Below are 11438 nucleotides of genomic sequence, written 5' to 3' on the forward strand. Positions count from 1 at the left end.
GCCGGACAACGGCGGGCAGAGCCCCACAATCCCCGTTACGACTGGTCAGCGAGTCGCGCGGTTGACGGCCGAGACGACCGCCTTCAGGGAGGCGCGCGTGGTGTTCGCGTCGATTCCGATCCCCCACAGAACCTTGTCGTCGATCGCGCATTCGATGTAGGAGGCGGCCTGCGCGGAGGCGCCCTCGCTCATCGTGTGCTCCTGGTAGTCCAGCAGCCGTACGTCGATGCCGACGGACTGCAGCGCGTCGAAGAAGGCCGAGATCGGTCCGTTGCCGGAGCCGGTCAGGACGGTGTCCTGGCCGTCGACCGTGGCCTCCACCTTCAGCGTGTCCACGCCGTCGGTGTCGGTGGTCGACTGGTTGTTCTTGACCTGGATCCGGCCCCACGGGTTCTCGGGGTTGGGCAGGTACTCGTCCTGGAAGGCCGCCCAGATGTCCTTCGGCGTGACCTCGCCGCCCTCGGCGTCCGTCTTGGCCTGGATGACCTTGGAGAACTCGACCTGCATACGGCGCGGCAGGTCCAGGCTGTGGTCGTTCTTCAGGACGTACGCGATACCGCCCTTGCCGGACTGCGAGTTGACCCGGATGACCGCCTCGTAGGAGCGGCCGACGTCCTTCGGGTCGATCGGCAGGTAGGGCACCGCCCACTCGATGTCGTCGACCGTGACCCCACGAGCCGCCGCGTCGGCCTCCATGGCGTCGAAGCCCTTCTTGATGGCGTCCTGGTGGGAGCCGGAGAAGGACGTGTAGACCAGGTCGCCCACGTACGGGTGGCGCGGGTGGACCTCCATCTGGTTGCAGTACTCCCACGTACGACGGATCTCGTCGATGTCGGAGAAGTCGATCTGCGGGTCGACGCCCTGGGAGAAGAGGTTCATGCCCAGGGTGACCAGGTCGACGTTGCCGGTGCGCTCGCCCTGCCCGAACAGGCAGCCCTCGACGCGGTCGGCGCCGGCCATCAGGGCCAGCTCGGCGGCGGCGACGGCGGTGCCGCGGTCGTTGTGCGGGTGGATGGACAGCACGACGTGCTCGCGGCGGGTGAGGTTGCGACCCATCCACTCGAAGCGGTCGGCGTGCGTGGAGGGCGTGGAGCGCTCGACGGTCGCCGGCAGGTTGAGGATGATCTCGCGGCCCGGGCCGGGCTGCCAGACGTCCATGACCGCCTCGCAGACCTCCAGCGCGAAGTCCAGCTCGGTGTCCGTGAAGATCTCCGGCGAGTACTGGTAGCCGAACTCCGTCTCCGGGCCCAGCAGCTTCTCCGCGTACTCCATGACCAGCCGCGTGCCGTCGATCGCGATCTGCTTGATGTCGTCCTTGGAGCCGCGGAAGACGACCCGGCGGAAGACGGGGGCCGTGGCGTTGTACAGGTGCACCGTCGCGCGCCTGGCGCCCTTCAGGGACTCCACGGTCCGCTCGATCAGGTCCTCACGGGCCTGGGTCAGTACGGAGATGGTGACGTCGTCGGGGATCGCGCCCGGCTCCTCGATGATGGAGCGCACGAAGTCGAAGTCGGTCTGGCCGGAGGCCGGGAAGCCGACCTCGATCTCCTTGTAGCCCATCTTGACCAGCAGGTCGAACATGGCGCGCTTGCGGGCCGGCGACATGGGGTCGATCAGGGCCTGGTTGCCGTCGCGCAGGTCGGTGGAGAGCCAGCGGGGGGCGGTGGTGATCCGGTTGGCCGGCCAGGTGCGGTCCGGGATGTCGACCTGCTCGTAGCGGCCGTACTTGTGGATCGGCATGGTGCTGGGCTGCTGGCGGTTCGCCATGATGCGGGGGCTCCTCAGGATGTCCGGAAGGACGGCCGACGACGCAGCACCAAGCTCCGCGGGGAGGGAGTCGGCCTCGACTACAGGCCCTCGCCGCGGCAGCTAAGGAGAAGCAGCCCGAAACGCATGATGCGCAGCATGCTAGCCGAGGCCCTCCTGGCGTGCGGATCCGTATCAGTATGCGGGACCGGGCGCACATACGGGACAAAAAGTGCGCCACGCCACTTCGCCGGGCCACTTCGCCGGGCCGGCTCGCCACGCCTCTCGCCCTACCTCGCCATACCACCTCGCCACGGAGCGTGAAGTCGCTTGTCCGCGTATTTCACCAATCATGGTGGCGACTAGTGACAGCATCGTCACGCAGTGCAAGGGTGCCGGTCATGACGACTCACGGGGGCTTCGAGCCCGTCTTCTGCACCATCGTTCCGCCCCATGTCCTCGACAAGCTCTCCCAGGCCGAGGACCCCGCGCTGGCCGGACCCGCCCGCCGCACCCTCCAGCGCGACGCCTTCGAGCGCACCCAGCGCCGCCTCACCACGGTCCTCGGCGCGAGTGCCGTCGCCTCGGTCGCCGACGGCAAGCCGCAGCGCACGATCCACGACGCCCGGCACGGCACCGACCTGCCCGGACACAAGGTCCGCGGCGAGGGCGACAAGCCCGGCAAGGACGCCACGGTCAACCGCGCCTACGCCGGCCTCGGCGCCACCTTCGAGCTGCTCCTCACGGCGTATCAGCGCGACTCGATCGACGGGAACGGCCTGCCGCTGGACGCGACCGTGCACTACGACCGCGACTACAACAACGCCTTCTGGAACGGCGAGCAGATGGTCTTCGGGGACGGCGACGGGGAGATCTTCCTCGACTTCACCATCCCGATCGACGTCATCGGCCACGAACTCGTCCACGGCGTCACGCAGTACACCGCGAACCTCACCTACTTCGGCCAGCCCGGCGCGCTGAACGAGTCCGTGTCGGACGTCTTCGGAGCGCTGATCAAGCAGTACACGCTCGGCCAGACCGCCGCCGAGGCCGACTGGTTGATCGGCGCGGGCCTGCTCGCCCCGCGCGTGACGGGCGTGGCGCTGCGCTCCATGAAGGAGCCGGGCACGGCGTACGACGACGATGTCCTCGGCAAGGACCCGCAGCCCGCGACCATGGACGACTTCGTCCGCACCGGCCGCGACAACGGCGGTGTCCACATCAACTCGGGCATCCCCAACCACGCCTTCTACCTCGCGGCCACGGCCCTCGGCGGTCACGCCTGGGAGCGCGCGGGACAGGTCTGGTACGACGTGCTGACCGGCGGCGAGCTGAAGGAGAAGGCGATGTTCACCGACTTCGCCACGCTCACCGTCAAGGCCGCGCGGGAGCGCTTCGGCGACGGGGAGGAGCTGGACGCCGTGTCGAAGGCCTGGGAGCAGGTCGGGGTGCGGACCCTGTAGTTCCGTACTAGACAGGTGCCATGCGGATTCAGGTGAGGCGCACAGGCGGGTTCGCGGGCATCGAGCGGCATGCCGAGGTGGACACCTCGGGTCGCCCCGATGCCGCCGAGTGGCAGGCCCTGGCCGAGCAGGCGGTGGCCGCCGGCCGGGGCACTCCGCCGATCGGGGTGCCGGACGGTTTCAGCTACCAGATCACCGTGGACGGCAAGACGGTCTACTGCTCGGATCCCCGGCTGACGGACGAGCAGCGCAAGCTGATCTCGAGAGTGCTGAAAGAAGGGGCGTAACAGGTCCTGGGCGGCGGCCTGTTGACTTCCGTTACCGCCGGTACGGATGATCCAGCGCATGGTGACTGACGCAGGCAACCCGATTCCCCGTTTCCCGGCCGGTTTCCTCTGGGGCGTGTCGACCTCGGCGCACCAGATCGAGGGCGCGGCGGACGCCCGCGAGCCGTCCGTGTGGGACGCCTTCACCGCCGAGCCGGGACGGATCAAGGACGGCTCGACGGCGGCGGTGGCCTGCGACCACTTCCACCGCCACCGCGAGGACGTGGCACTGCTGGCGGAGCTGGGCGTGAACGCGTACCGCTTCTCGGTCTCCTGGCCGCGGGTGCGCTCCGAGAAGGGCCTGGACTTCTACGACCGGCTGGTGGACGACCTGTGCGCGGCGGGGATCCGCCCGGTGCCGACCCTGTTCCACTGGGACCTGCCGACGGACCTGGACTGGCTGGAGCGGGACACGGCCGCTCGCTTCGCCGAGTACGTGTCGCTGGTGGCCGAGCGCGTCGGTGACCGGGTGACGAAGTGGATCACCCTGAACGAGCCCGCCGAGCACACCCTGCTGGGCCACGCCCTGGGCGTGCACGCGCCGGGCCGGAAGCTGCTGTTCGACGCGCTGCCGGTCGCGCACCACCAGCTGCTGGCCCACGGTCTGGCCGTCCGGGCCCTGCGCGCCTCGGGTGCCACGGACATCGGCGTCGCCAACTCCCACGGACCGACCTGGGCGGCCTCGACCGAGGCGGCGGACGTGGAGGCGGCCGACTTCTACGACCTGCTGCTGAACCGCCTCTTCGCGGACCCGCTGCTGCTGGGACGGTACCCGGACGGCATCGGCGAGCTGATGCCCGGGGACGTCGAGGCCGACCTGAAGGTGATCGCCGAGCCGCTCGACTGGTACGGCGTCAACTACTACGCGCCGACCCGGGTGGGCGCCCCGCAGGGCACGGAGATCGAGTTCGGCGGCGTCTCCATGCCCGCCGAACTGCCCTTCTCCGTGCGGGAGATCGCGGGCCACCCGGTCACGGACTTCGGCTGGCCGGTCGTACCCGAGGGCCTCACCGAACTCCTCACGACGTTCCGCGAGCGCTACGGCGACCGGCTCCCGCCCGTCGTCATCACCGAGAACGGCTGCTCGTACCCGGGCGTCGACGACCAGGACCGCATCGCCTACCTGGACGGCCATGTCCGGGCCCTGCACCGGGCGCTGGAGGCGGGCGTCGACGTGCGCGGCTACTTCGTCTGGTCCCTGCTCGACAACTTCGAGTGGGCGGAGGGCTACGCACGTCGCTTCGGCCTGGTCCATGTCGACTTCGGGACCCAGGAGCGGACCCCGAAGTCGTCGTACCGCTGGTACCGGGAGCTGCTGAAGTCCCAGGGCGCTACGGCTTGATGCCCACGCCGGTCCACAGGCTGACCTCGGCATCCGTCGGGGTGTCGCCGTCGGAGGGGTCCGGGCGCCAGCGGTGGCCCACGGTGACGCCCGGCTCCAGCAGGTCCAGGCCGTCGAAGAAGCGAGCCACGTCCTCCCGGGAGCGGAACCGCACCGGAGTCCCGGCCGAGGTGTAGATGTCGGTGACCTTCTGCCAGGTGGCGGGGTCGAAGTCGGGCGTGCAGTGGCTCAGCGCCAGGGCGCTGCCCGAGGGCAGGACGTCCAGCAGGCGGCGCACGATGCCGTAGGGGTCCTGGGCGTCGGTGACGAAGTGCATCAGGGCGTTGAGGGACAGCGCGACCGGGCGGTCCAGGTCCAGGATCTCGGCCAGCGCGGGCGCGTTCAGCAGCGTCTGGGGGTCGTTGACGTCCGCCTCGATGTACGTCGTACGGCCCTCGGCGGAGCTGCGCATCAGGCGCTCGGCGTACTTGAGGACCAGGGGGTCGTTGTCGGCGTAGACCACCCGGGCGTCGGGGACCACGGACTGGGCGACCTGGTGCAGGTTGGGCTCGGTGGGGATGCCGGTGCCTATGTCCAGCCACTGGCGGATGCCGTGCTCGCGGGCGAGGACCCGGGTGGCCCGGTGCATGAAGGCCCGGTTCTCGCGGGCGCACACGAAGATGGCGGGATAGGCCTCGGCGACCCGCTCGGCGGCCTGCTTGTCGACCTCGAAGTGGTCCTTGCCGCCGAGGTAGTAGTCGTACATGCGGGCGGAGTGGGGCCTGCTGGTGTCTATGTCCCGCGCGGCCTGCGAGTGGGTCATGCTGTGCCTCTCGGTGGGGGGTGGTGGTGCGAGATGCGACCGGGTGTCAGTGGGCCGTCAGATGGTCGGCGAGGCCCTGTTTGACCCCCGCGACGAACGCGGTGATCTCCTCGGGCGTGTAGATCAGCGCGGGACCGGCCGGATCCGTGGACTGCCGGACCGCCACACGGCCGTCAGCGAGTTGCTTGGCCTCCACGCACTGCCCCCCGTTCGGACCGCTCCAGGGCCGTTCCCAGCCCTGCTCCCCCAGGTCCGTCGCGGGCATCCCGTTGTAGACGGTGCCCTCGGCGATGGTCATGAGTACTCCTTCCGCATGCGGTTCAACAGCGCCTTGCTGTCCGCGGACGAGGTCTTCAGAGAAAGCCGGTTGTGCGCCTCCAGATGGGCCACGACGTCGGCACGCTGGTCGAGGTAGACGGAGGCGGAGAGGATCTCGCTGTAGACGATGTCCGGCAGCTCACGCTCCTCGAACCGGAAGTAGGTGAACGGCGCACACGCCCCGACGTGGGCGCCCGCGGCGAACGGGACGATGTCGACGCTGACGTGCTCCAGCTCGGAGGCCTCCAGAAGCCGGTCGATCTGCTCCCGCATCACCTCGGGGCCGCCCACCACGCGGTGCAGTACGGCCTCCTCCAGCACCACCCAGAGCGTGGGCGCGTCCTGTCTGGTGAGCAGTCTCTGGCGGCGCAGCCGCAGCTCCACGCGCCGGTCGAGATCCTCGTCGTTGTCGTTCGGGAAGCCCCCGCCCAGCACGGCACGGGCGTACCCGGGCGTCTGGAGCAGTCCGGTGACGTACTGCGGCTCATAGGTGCGCAGCGTTCTCGCGCCGGTCTCCAGGCTCACGTAGGCGGTGAACCAGGACGGCATCACATCGCGGTACGGGTGCCACCAGCCGGGCTCGTTGGCCCGCTCCGCCAGGGTGACGAACTCGTCGATCTCCTGGCGGGCGGCGCCGTAGGTCTCCAGCAGTTTCTCGACGTAGAGGATCTTCAGGCCGACCTCGGCCTTCTCCAGGCGGCGGATGGTCAGCGGTGTCACGCGCAGGGTCCTGGCCGCGTCGTCGAGCGAGAGGCCCGCGCTCTGCCGGGCTTCCTGGAGCCGACGGCCGAGAATCATGCGGAGAACGGTGGGTGCGCCGGCGCCGGTGCCTGATCGCGCGTCGTTCACGCCGTACCTCCTGAGGGGTCGTCATCGGCGCAAGGTCGGCAGGGACTTGATCGTGCTGCCGGACCACTGAGCGGGGCGATGCGTTCCGTTTGAAATTATCAGGGAGATGGTTGCAGCGTGAACTGCTCTGCGAGCATAGTTACTTGTGTGACCAGGGCGCCGGAACCCCCCACTCCCCTTTTCCGGCCGGTCCGTTGTCCGCCTCGCCCCTTCCCACCCCCCACGGAAGGCGACCGCCGTGTCCCCCCACACGACTTCCATCCCCCGGTTCCCGGACGCGGTGCGCCCGGGCCGCACCCACTGGCTTGAACTGCCGCCCCACCGGACCAGCGTGAGAAGCGCCCGTCATGCCACGCGTGCCCGGCTGGACTCGTGGCAGGTGCCCGACGAGGTGTGCGCGAACGCCGTCCTGCTCGTCTCCGAGCTGGTGACCAACGCCGTGCTGCACACACTCAGCGAGCGGATCCTGTGCGGCGTCGGGCTGATGCCGCACGCGCGCTTCCGCCTCGAGGTGCATGACGGCGACCACACGGGCCACGGCATCCCCGACCGCCGCCCCGGCCTCGACGACGAGAACGGCCGCGGCCTGCTGCTCGTCCGGGAGATAGCGGAGAGCTGGGGCATCACCCGCTCGACCCTCACGGGCGGCAACGCGGTGTGGGCGAGCCTGCCGACGGCGTTATGACGCGGTGAGGCCCCTCAGACAGGACGCGATGAAGCCCCTCGGACAGGACGCGGTGAGGCCCCTCAGAAGCCCAGCTTGCGCAGCTGCCTGGGATCCCGCTGCCAGTCCTTCGCGACCTTCACATGGAGGTCCAGGAACACGGGTGTGCCGAGCAGCGCCTCGATCTGCTTGCGGGACTTGATGCCGACCTCCTTCAGGCGCTTGCCCTTGGGGCCGATGATGATGCCCTTCTGGCTGGGGCGCTCGATGTAGACGAAGGCGTGGATGTCGAGCAGGGGCTTGTCGGCGGGCCGGTCCTCGCGGGGCAGCATCTCCTCGACGACCACGGCGATGGAGTGCGGCAGCTCGTCGCGGACGCCCTCCAGCGCGGCCTCCCGGATCAGCTCCGCGATCATGACCTGCTCGGGCTCGTCGGTCAGGTCGCCCTCGGGATAGAGCGCCGGGCCCTCCGGCAGGAGGGGGACGATCAGGTCGGCCAGCAGGCTCACCTGCTTGTCGCCGACCGCCGACACCGGCACGATCTCCGCCCACTCGAAGCCGAGCTCCTTGCCGAGCTGGTCGATCGCGATGAGCTGCTCGGCGAGCGCCTTGCCGTCCACCAGGTCGGTCTTCGTGACGATCGCGATCTTCGGCGTCTTCTTGATGGACGCCAGTTCCTTCGCGATGAAGCGGTCACCCGGGCCGAGCTTCTCGTTCGCCGGCAGACAGAAGCCGATCACGTCGACCTCGGCCCACGTCGTGCGCACGACGTCGTTCAGCCGCTCGCCCAGCAGTGTGCGCGGCTTGTGCAGCCCCGGGGTGTCGACCAGGATCAACTGCGCGTCCGGGCGGTGCACGATGCCCCGCACAGTGTGCCGCGTCGTCTGCGGCTGATTCGCCGTGATCGCCACCTTCTGGCCGACCAGAGCATTCGTGAGGGTGGACTTGCCCGCGTTGGGGCGGCCCACGAAGCAGGCGAAGCCAGCCCTGTGGACTGCTTCGGCCGACTCTTCGGATGACTGGGTACGAACGCTCATGGCGCCCATTCTCCCTGATCCCCGGAGCCGCCCTGTACCGGACGTGCGTAGTGAGCCTCCCGAAACCCTCACGCAACGAAACGTCACGGAAACATACCCGTACGCAACCGGAAACGCGGTCCGGTGAACCTCTGACGAGCCCCCGCACCGTTGGAGACAACCGTGACCCTCGCCGCCGCAAGCGCCGACACCGGCGACACCGCCTGGCTGCTCGCCGCCACCGCCCTCGTCCTGCTGATGACTCCCGGCCTGGCCCTCTTCTACGGCGGCATGGTCCGCACGAAGAGCGTGCTCAACATGCTGATGATGAGCTTCGTGTCGATCGCCCTGGTGACGGTGGTGTGGCTGGCGGCCGGATTCTCCCTCACCTTCGGCGAGGACGCCGCGGGCGGCCTCATCGGCGGGCTGGAGCACATCGGGATGAGCGGCCTCGGCCCGGACAGCGTCCAGGGGACCGTCCCCACCCTTCTCTTCGCCACCTTCCAGCTCACCTTCGCGATCATCACGGCCGCCCTGGTCAGCGGCGCGGTCGCCGATCGGGCGAAGTTCGGGGCCTGGCTGGTCTTCGTACCGGTGTGGGCGCTGCTCGTATACGTTCCGGTCGCGCACTGGGTGTGGGGCCCCGGTGGCTGGATCCTGGAGAGGCTCGGCGCCCTCGACTTCGCCGGCGGACTGCCCGTCGAGATCGTCTCCGGCGCCTCGGGGCTCGCGTTGTGCCTGGTCCTGGGCCCGCGGCTGGGCTTCAGGAAGGACTCCATGCGCCCGCACAACCTGCCCATGGTGATGCTGGGCGCCGGTCTGCTCTGGTTCGGCTGGTTCGGCTTCAACGCCGGGTCCGCCCTGGGTGCCAACGGACTGGCCGCCGCGGCCTTCCTCAACACCCTCGCCGCGGGCTGCACCGGCCTGCTCGGCTGGCTCTTCGTCGAGCAGAAGCGCGACGGCCACCCCACGACCCTGGGCGCCGCGTCCGGCGCGGTCGCCGGCCTGGTCGCCATCACCCCGTCCTGCGGCTCGGTCTCCCTGCTCGGCGCCCTGGTCGTCGGCCTCACCGCCGGCGCCGTCTGCTCGTACGCCGTCGGCTGGAAGTTCAAGCTGAACTACGACGACTCCCTCGACGTCGTCGGCGTCCACCTGGTCGGCGGTGTGATCGGCACGCTCCTCATCGGCGTCTTCGCCGTCGACTCGATGACCGGCGGCGCCGAGGGCCTCCTCTACGGCGGCGGCCTCGCCCAGCTCGGCAAGCAGGTGGTGGCCGTGGTCGTGGTGGCGGTGTACGCGTTCGCCGTCACGTACGGCATCGGCAAGCTGATCGACGTCACGATGGGCTTCCGCGCGAGCGAGGAGCAGGAGCGGACCGGCCTGGACCTTACGGTGCACGCCGAGACGGCCTACGATCACGGGGTCCTGGGCCACGGCGCCCCGGTCTCCTCCTCCGTCGTCCCCCACGCCCAGAAGGTCACCCCCCAGGCATGAAGCTCATCACCGCGATCGTCAAGCCGTACCGCCTCGACGAGGTCAAGAACGCCCTTCAGGAACTCGGCGTGCACGGCCTGACCGTGAGCGAGGCCAGCGGCTACGGCCGGCAGCGCGGCCACACCGAGGTGTACCGGGGTGCCGAGTACCAGGTCGACCTGGTGCCGAAGGTCCGTATCGAGGTCGTCGTCGAGGACGCGGACGCCGAGGCCGTCATCGACGCGGTCGTGAGGGCCGCGCACACCGGCAAGATCGGCGACGGGAAGGTGTGGGCGCTGCCCGTCGACACCGTCGTACGGGTGCGGACGGGCGAGCGCGGCCCCGACGCGCTCTGACGCCGGGGCCGCGCCGCTTCGGTCTCAGGCCCCTCAGTCGAACACGAACGGGCCCGGCGACTGCGGCCCGGTCGCCGTGCAGGTGATGGTGATGCCGAAGACGGTCATCTTCAGCGAGCCTCCGAAGGCCTCCAGGCTGTCGCCGGAGGCCACGGTGCCGCTGAGTGGTCCGACCTCGACGGGGGCACCGGCGGCCATCGCCGGGTTCTTCGTGCCGGTGAAGGCGACGGTGCCGCCGCCGGACTTCACCAGGGTGAGCGAGGACGCGATCGAGTCCGCGCCCAGGGCGATCGGCGCGGTGATCGCCGAGGACTTGACGGTGACGGTGGCGGCGGTGCCGTTCTGCGTGGCCGTGAGCGTGGCCTCGCCACTGCCGAAGGTGCCGCAGTCAGCGCTGATCGTCGCGGTCTGGGGGGTGACGGCGAGGGCAGCGGGGGCGAAGGCGAGCCCGCTGACCGCGAGGGCCCCGGCAGCCAGCGCCGCACCTGCTCCGATTCGCTTGCATCTCATGGGATTCCGGCTCCGTTTCCGTGGGGGGGTGGACCGCTCGGCACATGGATGCGGACACACTGCCGAGAGTCGAACCTGACGGTCCGTCGGAACTGACGATTCCATTGATGCGTGTGGGGCAGGCGGCGGCAAGGTTGAAAACTGGCCTAATTACCGCCGGTTACAGCGAAGTTCGGCCAACACCTCAACCACACGTCAACCAGCGGTCACGGTGGTCCTGACCGTCCCGTCGGGCCCGGCCACCAACACCGGCGTCTCCGCGCCGCCGAGATCCCGTACCGCCGCCCGGTCCTCGGCGGACGCGGTGTCCGCCTCGGTCACGACCGCCGCCGCCTCCAGGGACGTCGCCCCCGAGGCCACCGCCATCGCCACCGCCGTCCGCAGGGCACTGAGCTTCAGGGAGTCGAGGGCCACGGTCCCCGCGACATACGTACGTCCGGTCTCGTCCCGTACGGCCGCCCCCTCGGGCACGCCGTTGCGGGCCCGCGCGGAACGGGCCAGGGTGACGATCTTGCGGTCCTCGGGGTCGAGCGCGCTGCTGTCGGTCATGATCCGAGCATACGTAGCGACCGT

At 69.7% G+C, this 11438-nt stretch carries 13 protein-coding genes; 6 read left to right on the plus strand and 7 right to left on the minus strand.

The window, feature by feature from the left end; translation table 11 throughout:
• Positions 1–45: 45 nt before the first annotated feature.
• A complete protein-coding gene (leuA, locus tag ACIBK5_RS28375; protein ID WP_399023763.1) occupies positions 46–1767 on the minus strand; it encodes a 2-isopropylmalate synthase in 1722 nt (573 codons plus the stop codon).
• Between the two features lie 380 nt (positions 1768–2147).
• Between leuA and ACIBK5_RS28380 the strand changes: the two genes are divergently transcribed.
• The 3 genes from ACIBK5_RS28380 to ACIBK5_RS28390 are packed head-to-tail and all read left to right on the plus strand — an operon-like array spanning position 2148 to position 4877.
• Complete coding sequence (locus ACIBK5_RS28380; RefSeq protein WP_328338492.1) at positions 2148–3209, plus strand: M4 family metallopeptidase; 1062 nt, start codon at positions 2148–2150, stop codon at positions 3207–3209.
• A gap of 20 nt (positions 3210–3229) precedes the next feature.
• The gene (locus ACIBK5_RS28385) at positions 3230–3496 is read left to right on the plus strand and encodes a protealysin inhibitor emfourin (protein WP_399023765.1); all 267 of its coding nucleotides are present in this window, start codon (positions 3230–3232) and stop codon (positions 3494–3496) included.
• A 58-nt stretch (positions 3497–3554) separates the two neighbouring features.
• Entirely contained in the window at positions 3555–4877 is a 1323-nt protein-coding gene (locus ACIBK5_RS28390; protein WP_399023767.1) for a GH1 family beta-glucosidase, read from the plus strand.
• Here ACIBK5_RS28390 and ACIBK5_RS28395 read toward each other — a convergent pair.
• The 3 genes from ACIBK5_RS28395 to ACIBK5_RS28405 are packed head-to-tail and all read right to left on the minus strand — an operon-like array spanning position 4867 to position 6846.
• Positions 4867–5679, minus strand: coding sequence for an SAM-dependent methyltransferase (locus tag ACIBK5_RS28395; protein WP_399023769.1), 813 nt, complete (start codon positions 5677–5679; stop codon positions 4867–4869). The two genes, ACIBK5_RS28390 and ACIBK5_RS28395, sit on opposite strands and share 11 nt — an antisense overlap.
• 46 nt (positions 5680–5725) lie before the next feature.
• A complete protein-coding gene (locus tag ACIBK5_RS28400; RefSeq protein ID WP_399023771.1) occupies positions 5726–5977 on the minus strand; it encodes a DUF397 domain-containing protein in 252 nt (83 codons plus the stop codon).
• Complete coding sequence (locus tag ACIBK5_RS28405; protein ID WP_399023773.1) at positions 5974–6846, minus strand: helix-turn-helix domain-containing protein; 873 nt, start codon at positions 6844–6846, stop codon at positions 5974–5976. Before ACIBK5_RS28405 ends, ACIBK5_RS28400 begins: the two co-directional genes overlap by 4 nt.
• A 238-nt stretch (positions 6847–7084) precedes the next feature.
• Here ACIBK5_RS28405 and ACIBK5_RS28410 point away from each other — a divergent pair, with 238 nt between their 5' ends.
• Complete coding sequence (locus ACIBK5_RS28410; protein ID WP_399023775.1) at positions 7085–7531, plus strand: ATP-binding protein; 447 nt, start codon at positions 7085–7087, stop codon at positions 7529–7531.
• Between the two features lie 62 nt (positions 7532–7593).
• On the opposite strand, the gene era is transcribed toward ACIBK5_RS28410, so the two are convergent.
• A complete protein-coding gene (gene era / locus ACIBK5_RS28415) occupies positions 7594–8556 on the minus strand; it encodes a GTPase Era (RefSeq protein ID WP_399023776.1) in 963 nt (320 codons plus the stop codon).
• A gap of 153 nt (positions 8557–8709) precedes the next feature.
• On the opposite strand from era, the gene ACIBK5_RS28420 reads away from it, so the two are divergent.
• Entirely contained in the window at positions 8710–10020 is a 1311-nt protein-coding gene (locus ACIBK5_RS28420) for an ammonium transporter (RefSeq protein ID WP_399023778.1), read from the plus strand.
• On the plus strand, positions 10017–10355 hold the full coding sequence (locus ACIBK5_RS28425) for a P-II family nitrogen regulator (RefSeq protein ID WP_114252339.1): 339 nt from the start codon (positions 10017–10019) through the stop codon (positions 10353–10355). Before ACIBK5_RS28420 ends, ACIBK5_RS28425 begins: the two co-directional genes overlap by 4 nt.
• Positions 10356–10388: 33 nt before the next feature.
• Here the strand turns inward: ACIBK5_RS28425 and ACIBK5_RS28430 are convergent, their stop codons facing one another.
• Both ACIBK5_RS28430 and ACIBK5_RS28435 read right to left on the minus strand, forming a co-directional pair.
• Positions 10389–10865: a hypothetical protein gene (locus tag ACIBK5_RS28430; protein ID WP_399023781.1), complete on the minus strand. Its 477-nt coding sequence runs from the start codon at positions 10863–10865 to the stop codon at positions 10389–10391.
• A 195-nt stretch (positions 10866–11060) separates the two neighbouring features.
• The gene (locus tag ACIBK5_RS28435) at positions 11061–11414 is read right to left on the minus strand and encodes a cytidine deaminase (protein WP_399023782.1); all 354 of its coding nucleotides are present in this window, start codon (positions 11412–11414) and stop codon (positions 11061–11063) included.
• Between the last annotated feature and the right edge of the window lie 24 nt (positions 11415–11438).

Origin of the sequence: Streptomyces sp. NPDC050546, assembly GCF_044457425.1 — a bacterium.
Classification (GTDB): domain Bacteria; phylum Actinomycetota; class Actinomycetes; order Streptomycetales; family Streptomycetaceae; genus Streptomyces.

Excerpts from the sequence above, each read along its gene's own strand:
- leuA (WP_399023763.1), bottom strand. The coding sequence starts at position 1,767 with ATGGCGAACCGCCAGCAGCCCAGCACCATGCCGATCCACAAGTACGGC.
- ACIBK5_RS28380 (WP_328338492.1), top strand. The coding sequence starts at position 2,148 with ATGACGACTCACGGGGGCTTCGAGCCCGTCTTCTGCACCATCGTTCCG.
- ACIBK5_RS28385 (WP_399023765.1), top strand. The coding sequence starts at position 3,230 with ATGCGGATTCAGGTGAGGCGCACAGGCGGGTTCGCGGGCATCGAGCGG.
- ACIBK5_RS28390 (WP_399023767.1), top strand. The coding sequence starts at position 3,555 with ATGGTGACTGACGCAGGCAACCCGATTCCCCGTTTCCCGGCCGGTTTC.
- ACIBK5_RS28395 (WP_399023769.1), bottom strand. The coding sequence starts at position 5,679 with ATGACCCACTCGCAGGCCGCGCGGGACATAGACACCAGCAGGCCCCAC.
- ACIBK5_RS28400 (WP_399023771.1), bottom strand. The coding sequence starts at position 5,977 with ATGACCATCGCCGAGGGCACCGTCTACAACGGGATGCCCGCGACGGAC.
- era (WP_399023776.1), bottom strand. The coding sequence starts at position 8,556 with ATGGGCGCCATGAGCGTTCGTACCCAGTCATCCGAAGAGTCGGCCGAA.
- ACIBK5_RS28425 (WP_114252339.1), top strand. The coding sequence starts at position 10,017 with ATGAAGCTCATCACCGCGATCGTCAAGCCGTACCGCCTCGACGAGGTC.
- ACIBK5_RS28430 (WP_399023781.1), bottom strand. The coding sequence starts at position 10,865 with ATGAGATGCAAGCGAATCGGAGCAGGTGCGGCGCTGGCTGCCGGGGCC.
- ACIBK5_RS28435 (WP_399023782.1), bottom strand. The coding sequence starts at position 11,414 with ATGACCGACAGCAGCGCGCTCGACCCCGAGGACCGCAAGATCGTCACC.